Here is a 14,881-nt window from a genome sequence, read left to right as displayed (position 1 = left end):
TGCCCCAATACTGGACCGGAACGATTACGTGTAAAACCTGTCTCGTATCCAGACATTCATCCACTCTTTTCATGATTCTGATGATCCCTCCTAACTGGTCCATGCAGCCTTGGTTGACCGCGCAACCGCGAATTATGTAGTCTTTCAGGACATGATCGCCTCGCCTGCGGAATTCTACTCCGCGTTTTGATTTAACCCGGTATCCCACATATATAATGACATCCAGGCTGTAACTGGCAACCGGTTTGTCTGAATTAGCAATTTGCAAAAGGTGCAAATCACTTTTCTTCTCGACTTCTTCCTGAAAGACATTTTTAATATGTCTCGAGATCACAGAAATATAATCAAAATAAAAATGGAACCCCCGGTCTGATTCACTCAGCCGCCGGGGCTTCCATTTCTGCCATCTCACTAATGCCGGTGCATTGCCACCTGCTCTGCGCCCTGCATCTTTAAGTTCTCATGAACTTCTCTCTTATCCGCCTGGCCGATCAGTAAATCCCTGGCTTTCTTGGCTTCGGTCTCACTCTTGTGCTTGCTGGGGCCGCCGACACAGCCGCCCACACAGACCATGCCTTCCACGAAATCATCGGGCAGCTTGCCTATCTTAAGCAGCATCAGGGCCTTCTTGCATTCTGCGGCTCCGTTGCACTTCATGACGTTGATATCGGCATTTTCGCCGGTCTCCTTTAAGCATTCCAGAACTGCTGCCGTTACGCCGCCGCCGTTGCCGAAACGCTTTCCGAATACGGAGCCCTGCTGAAGTGTATTCTCTTCCGGCTCTAAATCCACGCCCTTTGCCACCATCATGGCGTGTGCCTCGCCCAGCGTCATGGCATAGTCCGCATTGTCTTTAATATTTAAATCCAGAGTCTCGCTCTTCTTTGCGATACACGGCCCGATGAAGACGGTGATGGTCTCCGGATCCTCTTCCTTTAACATTCTGGATACGGCGCACATCGGGGATACTGTCGTTGACATGTTATCGAGCAGCATCGGATAGTGCTGCTTAATCATGTTGACAAAAGCCGGACAGCAGGAAGTCGTCATCTTCTTCCCCTCTTTATACGCCTCCGCCCACTCTGCCGCTTCCGCAGCCGCGGTTAAATCGCCGCCCAGGGCAACCTCTACCATGTCTGCAAAGCCGATCTTCTTAAGCGCAGTCCTCCAGCTGGCCATGGTAATCTCCGGTCCGTACTGGCCTTCTGTTGCCGGCGCCACCATGGCAACTACCTTCTTGCCTGCCTTGATCAAGTTGATGACATCCACCAGGAATGTCTTGGAACCGATCGCTCCGAACGGACAGCTGTGGATACAGGCGCCGCACTGGATGCATTTGCTCTCGTCGATTACAACGATACCGTCCTCATCCATAGTGATGGCGTCCACCGGACAGCTTCTCTTACACGGACGGGTCAGGTCTGCAATTGCGTTATATGGACATGCCTGGGAACATTTGCCGCACTCCTTACATTTCTCAGGATCGATATAGGCACGGTCATGGCCCATGGAAATGGCTCCGAAGTTACAGGAATTCTGACATGCCTTTCCCATACACTTCTGGCAGTTGTCGGTTACGACGTAGCGGGCAATGGGACATCCCTCACAGGCGGAGCTGATAACCTGTACAATGTTCTTCGTATCTTTTCCACTGGGGCATAAGCCCTCTGCAAGGCGAACACGTTCTCTGATGATCTCACGTTCCCTGTAGATACAGCAGCGGAACTGTGCTTTCGGGCCCGGAAGCATCTTGTAGGGAATCTCTTCCCTGTGCTGCTCCAGACAACCTTCCCACGCCATTTTCGCCACCTCGTACAATACCTGATGTTTTATGCGAAGTAATGTTGCATCGTTTGTTACCATAATTTTCCTCCTCGTAACTTCCATCTGCCGGAAGCAGAATGGATATCTATAGCAAATTTCATTAATAATAAGTTACCGTAACTTTTTTTCCCATCTCTTCCACCGTGTGTTTTAACTGCTCCACCAGATTCTGGCGAATACCGAGATCAAATGGAAGACCAGGGTTCTGATATGCGCTGTTGATGGCTTTTCCAACGTACAGCTTCAGTTCCGTACAGTCCTCGATCAGCATCTTCGCCACCATGGACGCACCGTTTGGTTTATCCAGTTCCAGGAAAAATTCTTCTGTGACCGCCTCGTTCTTCACATAACGCCTCAGCAGCTGAAGAACGCGGTTTAAGGTGAGAACGCCTTCCGTGACAAGCTCAATGCCATCGATGTAGGCGATCGGCGGGATATCGGGATCATTGTAATCCAGCGAGACATCCAGGCTCTTCTTCGTGGTTCTGGCCACAATATTGGCGCTGGTTCCGCCGCAGACCACCCGCTTGGTAAATTCATCTCCCGACATGAAATCAGCCACCATGGCGGTGTCATCCTCCGGGTTCCTGGCGGGTCCCGTCATCAGATGCACCGGTTTCCTGTCAATGATACGCATGACAGCCACCGTCGTGTCATCTCCCGGACGGAACTGGTACAGTTCGTCGCAGGCCCGGCTGAGCGCCGTAGCCAGACGGATCGCAGAGATCGTGATCCGGTACTGTTTCAGCGCATAGGCGGCGATGTCTTCCCAGAGCCAGCCAAAGTTTAATAGCTGCCCCACTCCGGCATGGATGGTGCCGTCGCTCATCAGAACTAAAGCATCTCCTTTTTTTACCCGGAAACGGTACTCGTTGATCTTTTTGTTCTGAATCACGCGGATATTCTGGGGAATCGGAACCAGCTCTCCGGCGCGGATAAAGATACAGCTCGGATTGTCAAATTCCACCAGATAGGCGTCTCCGTTATGGAATACCTGCAGAATGCTGAAAGTGGAATATGCCACCTGCCGCACCTGGCAGACCGGAAGCGTCTCCACAATTGTCTCCACGCATTCCTCCAGAGTCGCTCCGTTTAAAAACATGGTTCCTAATATCTTCGAGGTCAGGGTCGCCAGAATATTAGCCTTGACTCCGCTTCCCATGCCGTCGGCGAGAATCATGATGTTGGAATTCTCCGTCTGGAGCAGTTCCACCTTATCGCCGCACAGAACCTCGTTGAACTTATTCAGGCTTTTGTATGCAACGTCTACTGTTACTCCCATCACTTGACCTCGCTTTCACTTCCTTCATCCAGCAGGGACCGGCAGAGCTTTGTAAGCGTAGTCTTTGTTTCCGCTGTCGTTTCACCCAGCAGACCGGCAATTTCCTGGGCTACCATCATCTGCTTATGGATTACCCGCTGCGCCAGATCGATGGTCTCCAGCTTCTTTTCATACTCCTGCTTCGCCAGCTCCTCTTCCTTCGTGATATCGATAAATGTGGCGAGCACCACGTCCTCTTTTTCAATATAAACGATATTCTGGAGCATGGAGAAATTATATTCGCTATAGGTCACCTTTTTTCCATGAATATTCTGGTGGGAATCGTAGACCCACTGGAAATCCGACGGATCGATGAATTCATACAAATACATATTTAAGGCTTCCTGCCTCGTCTTCCCGAAATACTTCTCTCCTACCGCAGAATACTCCAGAACCTTCATGTCTTTATCTACTATTAGAACGATATTCGGTGATGTCTCCATAACCAGGTTCGATAAGGATTCGGCCTTTTCATGCATAAACGGAATACACATGCCCAGTTCGGCTTTCTTCTGGAATACGGCGATGGCTTTTTCGCGGCAGGTGGAATAACCGCAGGCGCCGCAGTTTAACTCGTCCTCCGGTTTCGTCTTACCCGTCTTCTTAAGGATCTCCTGGATCTGGGCCTCTGTTGGCATCGGTTCTCTCGGAGAACGGTCCATGAAGATCTTGTTGAAGGAGATTTTATTGACGATCTCCTCAACCTCGCTCTTTTTTGCAGGATCTTTTTCGATGGTCTCTTCCATATCCAGCTTCACCTTGAATCTGGATATGCTCTCGTCCTCTACGGTCGGTCCCTTGATGCAGCCGCCGGAGCACATGTTCATCTCGATGAAACAGCCTTTTATCTCACCGCGTACCATGCTTTCACATAGATCGATGCAGTTCCTGGCGCCGTGAACGTAGAATTTGCGATAGCCATCCTTCTTCTCCTCTGTGGCAAGAACGGAATTCACGACTCCGTTGGTGACCGGATAGAGGCGGTTGACCTTGGGATCCAGATGGCGGAACGGAATGTCTTCACAGTCCTCGATAGTGATCTCTTCCTCATTCAGCCAGCGGTTAATATCGTTGAAGTTTAAGACCGCGTCGATACAGGAATCGTGGCGGTCATCGCCCGCTTCTTTCTTCTTGGCGATACACGGGCCTAAGAATACGACCTTTACATTCGATCCCAGCTCTTCCTTCAGCATCTTGCCGTGTGCAATCATCGGCGAAACCACCGGCGCCATGTAAGGAACCAGCTGTGGATAATAGATTTCAATTAAGTCATTGACGCTCGGACAGCAGGTGGTTATGATCGTTTCCATCTCCCCCTCTTCCAGAAGCCGCGCATATTCAGCCGTCACCATGGCTGCTCCTTCCGACGTCTCACGGACGTCTGTGAAACCGAGCTTGCGTAGAGCGGCATTGATCTGGCCGATGGTCTTGTATTTTAATAATCCCATATAGGATGGGGCGATGGATACGACGGTTGGGATGTGATTCGCTATGTAACCTTTTACAGTGTTTAAATCGCTTACCAGCGTTTTCGCTGACTGTGGACAGACCTGCATGCATTTTCCGCATAAAATGCATTTGTCCGGCATAATCTCGGCCCGCTCATCTTTAATCATGATTGCCTTGACTTCACAGTTGCGGACACATTTGTAACAGTGCTTGCATTTCGTAGCCTTGAAATCAATAATCGCCATGATTACAGCCTCCCTACGATTTCTTTATCGAAAAACTCCTTTGTGTCTTCTGGTTTTAAAGAGAATAATTGGCCGTCTACGGTTACACAAACCCCGTTGACACAGTTTCCGCTGCAGAAGGAACCATTTAAGTCTACTTTGCTTTCTAAATGATTCTCCTTTACCAACTGCTGGAGCTGGGCGATGATTTCTCTGGAACCTTTTAAATGACATGCGCTTCCTATACAGATTGTAACTCTCATGAAAATCTCCCTCCAATATCTTGTGTTTGGTTGTGGTGGTGATGGTGATGGGTGTGGTGTAAGTAAATAAAATACTTAGTTTGAATGGTCGCTCATAGTGGCGGGGGTGCGGGCAGAGCCCTGAAATGCCTCCGGCATTCCAGGGTCGCTTCGCTCGCCATACAGATACACCCGAAGCCGGCACGGAATATGAAAGGCAAAAACGGCTTTTCATATTCCGCGCCGGCTTCGGGTGTATCTGCCTGGCTCTGCCCTTTGCGTACATTATCTCACATTGACATATTATTATCAATCAAAAAACTTCATCTGTGCTGTACTTTTTCACATACATCCAACCATGACATCCACGATCTCCTGCTTTTCTGCGTCTATCAGTCCATATGTGTTTAACCTCAGCTTCGGAATTACCGGAAGACTGGCGAATGCCAGCGTCATAAACGGGTCGATCGAATTCGAGATTCCCAGTTTCCCAGCTTCTTCTTTTAACTTCTCCAGCTTTTCATCTACTTCTTCCGCCGCCTCTTCACTCATTAATCCGGCAATGGGCAGGGCCAGCTCGCCCAGGACTTTTCCATTCGCTACTACCGCCAGGCCTCCGCGGTTCTTTCGTACCGTGTTTCCAGCCAGAACCATGTCGGCATCGTTGGTTCCCGCAATGATTAAATTATGGGAATCGTGGGCAATGCTGGTCGCTACCGCACCGTTTTTCAGTCCATAGCCGCCCAGGAAGCCCAGCCCTATGTGACCGGTGTCGTGGTGGCGCTCAAATACTGCCATTTTTACGATGTCCTGATCCACGTCCACACCTGGGGCGTATCCCTCTTTTTCGGTCCATGATACCAGACGTTCCGTAGTGGTCAGCTCGCCTGGCGTTAAACATAATACCCGCACCTGATCACTCTTTTTTTCTATATGGAGCTGCTCCGGCACGATCTCCTTTAAATGAAAGGAATCTCCGACCCTTACGGGCGTGTCTATGTGCTTTATCTCCGCAGCCAGGATTCCTTCTTTCATGGAACCATTTTCCGCTACCAGCTTTCCATTTTTATATACCTGCTCCACACGGAAATTCTCAAGATCCGATACTACGATAAGATTCGCCTTGTATCCCGGCGCAACCGCTCCCCTGTCTTTTAATCCGAAATACTGAGCCGCGTTGTAGGAACCCATAATCACGGCGTGAACCGGATCAGCGCCAAGGCTTATGGCTCTCCGGATGATATAATCGATGTGGCCAAGGCGGAGTAAATCACCCGGATGCTTGTCGTCCGTCACCAGCATGCACCGGTGGTAATATGGCTCCTGAAACAGCGGAATCAGCGCCTCTAGGTTCCTCGCAGCCGTGCCCTCCCGAATCATGATCCATTGGCCGCGGCTCAGCTTCTCGATCGCTTCGGAAGCATCGGAACACTCGTGATCCGATTGCACTCCGGCTGTCACGTAGGCGTTCAGTTCCTTGCCGGAAAGGCCGGGGGCGTGGCCGTCCACCAGCTTATTTCTGTCGAGAGCGCCCGAAAGCTTGTCGAGAATCCCACGGTCCGCCCTCGTGGTGCCGTAGGAATTCATCAGCTCCGCAAGACCCAGCACACGCTCTTCTTTATAAAATGGTTCCAGCTTATCTGCGGACAACACGGCTCCAGACTCATCCAGACCGGTAGCCGGCACACAGGATGGGAGCATAAAGAAGACATCCAGCGTCAGCCCCTCCGTCCGCTCCATCATAAACTGGATTCCCTGGGTGCCCGCCACGTTGGCGATCTCATGGGGATCGGTGATGACGGCCTGGGTGCCGTGGGGAATGACAGTGCGCTCAAATTCTCCCGGCGCCACCATGGAGCTCTCCAGATGAATGTGGCCGTCTATCAGGCTGGGACAGACGACTGCTCCCTTTAAATCTATTTCCGTTACCCCTTCATAATCCCCCAGTCCCACGATACAGCCGTCCTCGATGGCGATATCCGCCTGTTCCAGTCCGGCGGTAAATACATTTACAACGGTTCCATGCTTCAGTACCAGAGACGCCTTCTTCGCTCCGGCAGAAGCCAGAATCCGCTCTGACAGTTTCTTATCCATAAGATCAATATTCCCCTTTCTGTACTGACTATCTGCCTGCCAGCTTTGTGACAGAAGCCGTAATCAGACGCTTAAACAGAGGCGCCACACGTTCTGCTGTCTCCTGGACCTCGGTATGGCTCAGAGGCTCCTTACTGATGCCGCACGCCATGTTGGTGATGCAGGAAATACCGCAGACAGCCATTCCCATGTGGTTTGCCGCCACAGCCTCACAGGCCGTGCTCATACCGACCGCATCCGCTCCCAGCATCCTGCACATGGATACCTCGGAAGGGGATTCATAGCTGGGGCCGGTAAGCTGTAAATACACGCCCTCTTTTAACTCAATGCCCTCTTCCTTCGCCGTCTCTTTTATGATGTCACGCAGCTCTCTTCTGTAGATATCGCTCATGTCAGGGAATCTCGGTCCCAATTCGTCGATGTTGGCGCCAATCAGAGGTGACGGCACAAAGGAGGCGATATGGTCGCGTATCAGCATGAAATCGCCTGCGTGGAATGTGCTGTTAATTCCACCGGAGGCGTTGGTCAGAAACAGGATCTTCGCCCCCATAAGTCCCATAAGCCGTGCGGGAAGTACCACATCGCTCATCGGATACCCCTCGTAGAAGTGAACGCGGCCCTGCATGATCACAACCGGAACGCCGTTTACATAGCCGAAGATAAACCTGCCCTTGTGTCCCGGCACCGTAGACACCGGAAACCCTTCGATATCTTTGTAATCAATGGCCGCGGCAACCTCAATCTCCTCCGCGTATTCTCCCAGACCGGAGCCTAAAACCAGTGCAATCTCCGGCTTAAAATCTGTCTTTTCCCGCACACTCTTTAAACAGCCCTGCAGTTTCTCATATACTTCGTTCATCTTGTCTTTATCCTCCTTCATTTCCTTTCTGTGATATAAGTATAAGTAATTACAGTATATCACAATTTTTAATAGATCTGAACAGGAAAAATGGAAACCAGTAACATTTTGACAAAACCTGCCAGGTAATGGTATACTGGAATTGTTCGTTCTAACCCGAAAGGATTACCTGACGGAGAAGGCGAGGAGAAATCATCGATCGCGGGATTCCCCATGCCTTTTTGGTGTGGTTTTTTTATTTCATAGTCAAGTGACTATGCCGCCGGGTTATTGAAACGGACAGAAAGCGAGGATGATAATTATGAAAAAAGTATTACCTGTACTCATGGCTCTTGCCATGACGGCGGCGGCTCTTACCGGCTGTGCAAAGAACGGCGGTGAGACAGCGGCAGAAACCACAACAGCGGCTGCCACAGAGACTGCTGCCGAGACAACGGAAGAAGAAATCACAACAGCTCCTGAAACGGAAGCAGGGACGGAAAGCGCCGGCGCTGCGTCTTCTGACTTTACGCTCCGTGTCGGTTCCTTAAAAGGGCCTACCTCCATGGGACTGGTCGAGCTGATGGATCAGGCGTCAAAGGGTGAGGCAAAAGGTTCCTATGAATTCACCATGGTGACCGCAGCCGATGAACTGCTTGGAAAGATCGTAAGCGGAGATCTCGATATCGCTCTGGTGCCTTCCAACATGGCCTCCATCATTTTCAACAAGACCAACCACGGCGTTAATGTTTTAAATATCAATACTCTGGGAGTTCTGTACGTAATATCGTCCGATGACTCCATCAAATCCATCGCGGATTTAAAAGGAAAAACCGTTTACTTAACCGGCAAGGGAACGACACCGGATTACGCACTTCAGTACTTATTGAAGGCAAATGGCATGACCACGGATGACGTCACTCTCGAATACAAATCAGAGCCGACCGAGGTTGCCGCTCTCTTAAAAGAAAAGCCGGATGCCATCGGACTTCTTCCGCAGCCATTCGTCACAGTGGCCATGGCCCAGAATGACGCCCTCAAAATGGTGCTCGATCTGACCAGGGAATGGGAAGCCGTATCCGGTGAGGACGGCGGAAGCCTCGTAACGGGCGTAACCATCTGCCGCGGCGAATTATTCGAAGAACATTCCGATGCAGTCAAAACATTTATGGAAGAACAGAAAGCATCTGCCGCATTTGCCAATGAGAACGTAGCTGAGACAGCCAAACTCGTAGCAGCCGCGGGCATCATCGAAAAGGCCCCGGTTGCAGAAAAAGCGATTCCATACTGCAGCATCACCTATATTGACGGCAGCGACATGAAAAACATGCTCTACGGGTATCTTTCCGCTCTGTATGAAATGGACCCGACCACAGTGGGCGGTGAGCTTCCTACGAAAGACTTCTTTTATATGCCATAAATAATGAATAGGTAAGTATGTATCCGGCGGCCGGTCTCCGGCCGCTGAATTTTTGCAGTAAGCTGGTTGGTAAATTTAGTACGGTTAAGTTAAAACAGTTACATTTGCACAGCAAGGAGGGACACACCATGAAACCATCAGGTCTGGGGCGAAAAGCCGGCATCATCTGTTTCTGGCTGGTGCTCTGGCAGTTTATCAGTATTGCCGTTCACAATTCCATCATCCTGGTCGGCCCCGCAGAGGTTGCGGGAGCGCTGATTGCACAGATCTCCACGGTGGAATTCTGGAGGACGATCGGTCTTACTTTCGGCAAAATCAGCACCGGATTCTTAGGCGCGTTCCTGGCCGGCATCCTGACGGGAAGCGCTGCCTGCCGTTTTCCATTCTTAAAGGATTTGCTGGAACCTGTCATGGTTCTGGTCAAATCGGTACCGGTGGCTTCCTTTGTCATTCTGGCGCTGATCTGGATCGGTTCCAGAAACCTTTCGGTCTTTATCGCATTTCTGGTGGTATTTCCCATGATCTACATCAATACCATCGCCGGGCTTCACAGCGCGGAGCCCCAGCTTCTGGAGATGGCCAGGGTCTTTCATATGTCGGGCTGGAAGAAATTCCGTTACATTTACTGGCCGGCCCTGCTTCCCTATCTCATAAGCGGCGCCAATATCAGTCTGGGCATGAGCTTTAAATCCGGCATCGCAGCCGAGGTCATCGGTGTGCCCGACCACTCTATCGGTGAAAAACTCTACATGGCGAAAATCTATTTGAGCACAGCGGATTTATTCGCCTGGACTCTGGTAATCATTGTCATCAGCGGCCTGTTTGAAAAGGTCTTCATCGAGCTTCTAAAGGCGGCAGAACGACAGAACAGAGCGAAAAGAAAGCGGGGTGCGTGAGCCAATCACTATGGAAATTACAGTAATGAATCTCTCTAAATCATTTGACGGGCGAAAAGTCTTCAGCCAGGTCAGCCAGACATTCCGGACCGGAGACATTTACTGCCTCATGGGCACTTCCGGCTCGGGAAAGACCACCTTCTTCCGGATTCTCCTCGGACTCGACCAGCCTGACAGCGGAACCGTATCCGGGACAGAGGGTGCCTTTCTCTCGGCGGTCTTCCAGGAGAACCGCCTGTGTGAATCTTTCTCTTCTCTCGATAATGTGCTGATGGTCTTCCCGAAGGTAACAAAGGAAATACGGGAGGCCGTAAAGGAAGATTTATGTAAACTTCTCCCTGAAGAATCCATCTACCGGCCGGTCTCCACCTTAAGCGGCGGAATGAAACGGCGTGTCGCCGTCTGCAGGGCGCTGGCGGTGCCATTTGATGCGGTCCTCATGGATGAGCCGTTTACCGGTCTGGATGAAGACACGCGAAGAAAGGTCATAGAATTTGTCAAACAGAAGACAGCCAAAAAGCTGGCAATTATCAGTACTCATCAGGAGGAGGATGTCCCCCTTCTTGGCGGCAGTCTGATCCGCCTTACGGCAGAAGAAAAAGGGATATGACCCCATCACTCCGGGTCATATCCCTTTTCTCTTACTAGTATGACCCACACTAAATGCCTGGTTCGGTGAGGATGTTTTTTCGAGAGTACAGGCGCAAAAACGTAGGCGTAATGGGGTTACGTTGAGGCTTTTGCGTCTGTGCTATCGGAAAATCAGACCAGCGAAACAGTAAGGTATTTGGTGTGGGTTATACTAGTTCCAATCCGTCAAAACCGGATTATTTAATCTTAAATGATTTTACTGCCTCTTCGACCTGCTTGGAAACAGCCTCATCGGTTGACATAACCGTTCCTGTCGCACAGGAGTAGGTCTGCTTTGCCGCGTCATAGGAACCTGATTCAGCAAGGTAGTGAATCCCGTCGTTAGGATTCGTGTATTTCATGGAGTACTGGAAAGTCTGGCTTCCGTCATCTTTCGTCTTCACATCATAGGAAAGAATCTCCATGTCATCGCCGCGGCTCACCATGTTCTTGTATTCTTCTGCTGTATCCGGATAAATCTCACGGATAGAATCTGCGGAACTGCCGCTGATCGTCATGATTTCCAGCATGTCGTCACCGCTTGCGGAAAGGAAGGTTACATATTCATCGTCGCTTCCCTCATCGATGGTCCAGCCAGCCGGAACTTTGATCTCAAACTTGCCATTGGCTGCCTTAAATACGCCGTCGGAACCGATCTCGCCCGCTGCAGATGCGGTAGTCTCTTCTGCGGCCTCATCGGCCTCATCCATCTCTTCCTCTTCTGCCTGGTCTTCTTCCTCTGTACTTTCAGCTTCTGATGCTGTCGTCTCTGTCCCGGTAGTGGTTACTGCCTCTGTCGTTGTCTCTGTGGAAGCGGTTGTCTCTGTCTTATCTTTTGATCCGCACGCAGTTACTGCCATCATAACGGCTGCCGCCACTGCCAGCGTAATGATCCTGCTGTTCTTTCTCATAATAATCTCTCCTCATAATCTGTCTTAACTTGTTGCGACGAAGAGGATTATAACATGTTCAGATTCTTTTGTATAGTGTATTAAAAGAACCGAAAGAATCACAAACAATTCTTAATAAACTTTATGTTCTGTTTATCATGTTCTCATTATTTTCCTTTTGTTACCGGCCGGAATCCGCGCCATGCGGGGCCGGAAAACGGGCCTCTCAATGGCCGTCCGAAGCGATGGAGATCAGGAATCGATTGATCTTCCCCTTATTTTCCTCGTAGAGGTCAATATTTTCATAAAGTTCTTTATAATAGGTAAAAATAAACTTTTTCGTCTGTATCGTATTCTTCATCGTGGCTTCCTTCGCCACCAGGCTGTTCTTTGTTTTCACGTAATAGTAGGTGGGATACGGCAGCGCACAGATGCGCTCCGCGTAACAGAGGTACTGAAGGTTGAACAGAAAATCTTCACACCAGTTCAGCTCCCTGCTGCATCGAAGCATATGTGTGTTCAAAATGTCCCGGCGGTACAGTTTATTCCACATGACTCCGTAGTAAAAATTGGCCGGTTTTTCCATCATGTGCTCCGCAAAGCCTTCCCTGGTCATAACCTCGTATTCCTTGATATGGCCTTTTCTTCTTATTTTATCACGGTTGACACGGAAAAAATGGGTGATGACCATATCGCAGGAGCTATGCTCTGCCGCGGATACCATCATCCTCGTGGCATCCGGGGTGACCCAGTCATCACTGTCCACAAACTGCAGGTATTTCCCCTCCGCCTGGTCCATTGCCAGATTGCGGGCGTCAGATACCCCGGACTGCTCCTTGCGGATTACTTTGATCCTGACGTCCTGCTTTGCATACTCACGGCATATTGCCAGACTCCCGTCTTCACTTCCGTCATCTACCAGAAATACCTCCAGCTCCCGGTAATCCTGCTTTAAAATACTGTCAACACACCGCTTCAGTGTCTTCGCCGAATTGTGAATTGGAACGATTATACTCACCAATGGCAGCTGCACGTTACTCTCCTCCCCGCTCTGTTTCCAGCAGCTTTATTTTAATAGGAAGTCCGCCCCCATACCCGGTCATGCTCCCATCCGCACCGATTACCCGGTGGCACGGAATCAGAATCGGGATGGGATTGCGGTTGTTGGCCATACCCACCGCCCGGAATCCTTTCGGGCTTCCGGCAAGCCCCGCAATGTCTTTGTAGCTTCTCGTCTCCCCATAAGGAATGGTCAGAAGCGCTTCCCAAACTCTTTTCTGAAATGGTGTTCCCTCCGGTCTCAACGGCAGATCAAATGCCGTGCGCTCGCCGGCCAGATACTCCGCAATCTCTTTGGCGGCCTGGAGCGTTAAGTCTGTTTCCTTTTGAACGCCCTCCTTCAGAGGGATTCTGCCGAAGCTGATACTGCTCACCGCTCCGTCCGTATCTCCTATGGTGAGCGGACCCAGTGCGGATTCGTAAAATTCATAATAAAGCATGGGGATTTTCCTTTCTATGGATTTTCCTTTCTATGGATATTCCGTTCTATGGATATCATCTGTGGTTCTCTTCGATCGCAGTCCGCGATCGATGTCATCTACCGGCTAGTATACCATAAACAGGCGGTTTCGGCACCCGTTTGGCGGCTTCCCGCCAGATTTTATATTTCTTCTCCCATTTTTCAAGATTTCCTCATATTTCTTTAAGTTTTTTTATGAAATGTTTATGGTGCGGACAAATTTATGACACAATTTTCTCCTATACTAAATAGTGTAAAGGAACCCCACCCTTTTAACATTGACTTTTTATTTTTCATACTCGGCCGGCAGTAACTCGATGGTTACTGCCGGCCCCTCCCATTTATGGGGGGGATTTTTTATTTTCTTTTATTTTTTATTTTTTTCAAATAATGGTTGACAAGTATTGTCGTATCGTATATAATAACTCTTGCGTCGCGAGACGGTGGATAAAAATTACAGAGAAATTCTGTTTACGGGGTGTGGCTCAGCTTGGCTAGAGCGCCTGGTTTGGGACCAGGAGGTCGCAGGTTCGAATCCTGTCACCCCGATGATAGTAATAAAGATAACATTTGTTATTTTAACTACTGTCTCTCATGTTTATCTGCGGGTGTAGTTCAATGGTAGAACACTAGCCTTCCAAGCTAGATACGTGGGTTCGATTCCCATCACCCGCTTGTGAGTCTGTAGCTCAGTTGGATAGAGCAACGGCCTTCTAAGCCGTGGGTCGGGGGTTCAAATCCCTTCAGGCTCGTTTCACATCAATTAACCAGCGATGTGTGCGATTTGTTTATGGTGGGTATGGCGAAGTTGGTTATCGCGCCAGATTGTGGCTCTGGAGGCCGAGGGTTCGAATCCCTCTACTCACCTTTCCCTTATAGGGAATTTTTTTTTATCTGGAATTATCATACGATATTGGGCCATCGCCAAGCGGTAAGGCACAGGACTTTGACTCCTGCAGTCGCCAGTTCGAATCTGGCTGGCCCAGCTTTGGGATACTAGCTCAGGTGGTAGAGCACTTGACTTTTAATCAAGTTGTCCGGGGTTCGAGTCCCCGGTGTCTCAGTAATGATATGGTATGTAAAGACCATCAAAAAAAGTCGTCGAGTACGACTTTTTTTTGTGGGGTAAAGCTTCCACTTTTTATGTCCTCAATTGACATTATTTTATCACTCTATGTAACACAATATGCGGCATCTAAAAAATTTTTAGGCCTACTAAAAATTTTTGTATATTCTGTATTCTATCTGGTATTTTCCTAAATATTTTTTAGATACTATGCGGATTGCCCTTTTCCCTCCTCGTGTATATAATAATGGTATCAAAGAAAGAGAGGTGTTACATATGACATATTTGGCCTATATCGTAGTATTCTCACTGCTGGCATTGGAAATCTATCCGATTATCCGCAAAGGTGTTCACAAAGCTTAATTATAAATTCTGTCAATCATTTTTGAAAATGTCCTTAAAAAGTTTAATGATGAGCACCGGTTCTGCCGGTGCTTATTCTAATGATAAACTTATATTTGGGTATTA

The 14,881-nt window shown here is 49.4% G+C and carries 12 protein-coding genes, 6 tRNA genes and 1 pseudogene; 9 read left to right on the top strand and 10 right to left on the bottom strand.

Annotated elements, in window-relative coordinates:
• Positions 1-106: 106 nt before the first annotated feature.
• The 7 genes and pseudogenes from rhuM to DFR60_RS28085 form a co-directional block, all read right to left on the bottom strand.
• Positions 107-334 (bottom strand): annotated as a pseudogene (gene rhuM, locus DFR60_RS31540) (RhuM family protein); the annotation flags it as partial.
• Between the two features lie 77 nt (positions 335-411).
• Positions 412-1,863, bottom strand: coding sequence for a 4Fe-4S dicluster domain-containing protein (locus DFR60_RS28110; RefSeq protein WP_110326320.1), 1,452 nt, complete (start codon positions 1,861-1,863; stop codon positions 412-414).
• Positions 1,864-1,924: 61 nt separating this feature from the next.
• On the bottom strand, positions 1,925-3,106 hold the full coding sequence (locus DFR60_RS28105) for a SpoIIE family protein phosphatase (protein ID WP_002604582.1): 1,182 nt from the start codon (positions 3,104-3,106) through the stop codon (positions 1,925-1,927).
• A complete protein-coding gene (locus tag DFR60_RS28100) occupies positions 3,106-4,839 on the bottom strand; it encodes a [Fe-Fe] hydrogenase large subunit C-terminal domain-containing protein (RefSeq protein ID WP_110326318.1) in 1,734 nt (577 codons plus the stop codon). The genes DFR60_RS28105 and DFR60_RS28100 overlap by 1 nt, the downstream gene beginning before the upstream one ends.
• 2 nt (positions 4,840-4,841) lie before the next feature.
• Positions 4,842-5,081 carry a (2Fe-2S) ferredoxin domain-containing protein gene (locus tag DFR60_RS28095; RefSeq protein ID WP_002604584.1) on the bottom strand — a complete coding sequence of 80 codons (240 nt, stop codon included), beginning with the start codon at positions 5,079-5,081 and terminating at the stop codon, positions 4,842-4,844.
• A 321-nt stretch (positions 5,082-5,402) separates the two neighbouring features.
• Positions 5,403-7,154 carry an adenine deaminase gene (gene ade, locus DFR60_RS28090; RefSeq protein WP_110326316.1) on the bottom strand — a complete coding sequence of 584 codons (1,752 nt, stop codon included), beginning with the start codon at positions 7,152-7,154 and terminating at the stop codon, positions 5,403-5,405.
• Positions 7,155-7,182: 28 nt separating this feature from the next.
• Complete coding sequence (locus tag DFR60_RS28085) at positions 7,183-8,013, bottom strand: purine-nucleoside phosphorylase (RefSeq protein WP_110326314.1); 831 nt, start codon at positions 8,011-8,013, stop codon at positions 7,183-7,185.
• Positions 8,014-8,314: 301 nt separating this feature from the next.
• Here DFR60_RS28085 and DFR60_RS28080 point away from each other — a divergent pair, with 301 nt between their 5' ends.
• The 3 genes from DFR60_RS28080 (at position 8,315) to DFR60_RS28070 (ending at position 10,918) form a co-directional block, all read left to right on the top strand.
• A complete protein-coding gene (locus tag DFR60_RS28080) occupies positions 8,315-9,412 on the top strand; it encodes an ABC transporter substrate-binding protein (protein ID WP_110326312.1) in 1,098 nt (365 codons plus the stop codon).
• Between the two features lie 128 nt (positions 9,413-9,540).
• Positions 9,541-10,308 carry an ABC transporter permease gene (locus DFR60_RS28075; RefSeq protein WP_110326310.1) on the top strand — a complete coding sequence of 256 codons (768 nt, stop codon included), beginning with the start codon at positions 9,541-9,543 and terminating at the stop codon, positions 10,306-10,308.
• Positions 10,309-10,318: 10 nt separating this feature from the next.
• Complete coding sequence (locus tag DFR60_RS28070; protein ID WP_110326308.1) at positions 10,319-10,918, top strand: ABC transporter ATP-binding protein; 600 nt, start codon at positions 10,319-10,321, stop codon at positions 10,916-10,918.
• Between the two features lie 217 nt (positions 10,919-11,135).
• On the opposite strand, the gene DFR60_RS28065 is transcribed toward DFR60_RS28070, so the two are convergent.
• From DFR60_RS28065 to DFR60_RS28055, 3 genes are all read right to left on the bottom strand, one after another.
• The gene (locus DFR60_RS28065; protein WP_110326306.1) at positions 11,136-11,849 is read right to left on the bottom strand and encodes a hypothetical protein; all 714 of its coding nucleotides are present in this window, start codon (positions 11,847-11,849) and stop codon (positions 11,136-11,138) included.
• Positions 11,850-12,054: 205 nt separating this feature from the next.
• The gene (locus DFR60_RS28060) at positions 12,055-12,861 is read right to left on the bottom strand and encodes a glycosyltransferase family 2 protein (RefSeq protein WP_110326304.1); all 807 of its coding nucleotides are present in this window, start codon (positions 12,859-12,861) and stop codon (positions 12,055-12,057) included.
• Between the two features lies 1 nt (position 12,862).
• Entirely contained in the window at positions 12,863-13,327 is a 465-nt protein-coding gene (locus DFR60_RS28055) for a methylated-DNA--[protein]-cysteine S-methyltransferase (RefSeq protein WP_110326302.1), read from the bottom strand.
• Positions 13,328-13,821: 494 nt separating this feature from the next.
• Here DFR60_RS28055 and DFR60_RS28050 point away from each other — a divergent pair.
• The 6 genes from DFR60_RS28050 to DFR60_RS28025 all read left to right on the top strand — a co-directional run bounded on the left by DFR60_RS28050 (position 13,822) and on the right by DFR60_RS28025 (position 14,410).
• Positions 13,822-13,896 (top strand) — tRNA-Pro (locus DFR60_RS28050).
• Positions 13,897-13,951: 55 nt separating this feature from the next.
• Positions 13,952-14,022 (top strand) — tRNA-Gly (locus DFR60_RS28045).
• Between the two features lie 3 nt (positions 14,023-14,025).
• Positions 14,026-14,099 (top strand) — tRNA-Arg (locus DFR60_RS28040).
• 40 nt (positions 14,100-14,139) lie between these two features.
• Positions 14,140-14,215 (top strand) — tRNA-His (locus DFR60_RS28035).
• Between the two features lie 46 nt (positions 14,216-14,261).
• Positions 14,262-14,333, top strand: a tRNA-Gln gene (locus DFR60_RS28030).
• Between the two features lie 4 nt (positions 14,334-14,337).
• Positions 14,338-14,410, top strand: a tRNA-Lys gene (locus DFR60_RS28025).
• Positions 14,411-14,881: the final 471 nt, after the last annotated feature.

This window comes from Hungatella effluvii (genome assembly GCF_003201875.1).
Taxonomy (GTDB): domain Bacteria; phylum Bacillota; class Clostridia; order Lachnospirales; family Lachnospiraceae; genus Hungatella; species Hungatella effluvii.
The sequence above is the reverse complement of the archived record's forward strand: the minus strand, read 5'-3'. Positions and strand labels throughout refer to the sequence as shown.

Bases quoted from the DNA above. Each gene is read 5' to 3' on its own strand.
- DFR60_RS28055 (WP_110326302.1), bottom strand. From the start codon at position 13,327: ATGCTTTATTATGAATTTTACGAATCCGCACTGGGTCCGCTCACCATA.
- DFR60_RS28110 (WP_110326320.1), bottom strand. From the start codon at position 1,863: ATGGTAACAAACGATGCAACATTACTTCGCATAAAACATCAGGTATTG.
- DFR60_RS28065 (WP_110326306.1), bottom strand. From the start codon at position 11,849: ATGAGAAAGAACAGCAGGATCATTACGCTGGCAGTGGCGGCAGCCGTT.
- DFR60_RS28105 (WP_002604582.1), bottom strand. From the start codon at position 3,106: ATGGGAGTAACAGTAGACGTTGCATACAAAAGCCTGAATAAGTTCAAC.
- ade (WP_110326316.1), bottom strand. From the start codon at position 7,154: ATGGATAAGAAACTGTCAGAGCGGATTCTGGCTTCTGCCGGAGCGAAG.
- DFR60_RS28070 (WP_110326308.1), top strand. From the start codon at position 10,319: ATGGAAATTACAGTAATGAATCTCTCTAAATCATTTGACGGGCGAAAA.
- DFR60_RS28100 (WP_110326318.1), bottom strand. From the start codon at position 4,839: ATGGCGATTATTGATTTCAAGGCTACGAAATGCAAGCACTGTTACAAA.
- DFR60_RS28080 (WP_110326312.1), top strand. From the start codon at position 8,315: ATGAAAAAAGTATTACCTGTACTCATGGCTCTTGCCATGACGGCGGCG.
- DFR60_RS28085 (WP_110326314.1), bottom strand. From the start codon at position 8,013: ATGAACGAAGTATATGAGAAACTGCAGGGCTGTTTAAAGAGTGTGCGG.
- DFR60_RS28095 (WP_002604584.1), bottom strand. From the start codon at position 5,081: ATGAGAGTTACAATCTGTATAGGAAGCGCATGTCATTTAAAAGGTTCC.
- DFR60_RS28075 (WP_110326310.1), top strand. From the start codon at position 9,541: ATGAAACCATCAGGTCTGGGGCGAAAAGCCGGCATCATCTGTTTCTGG.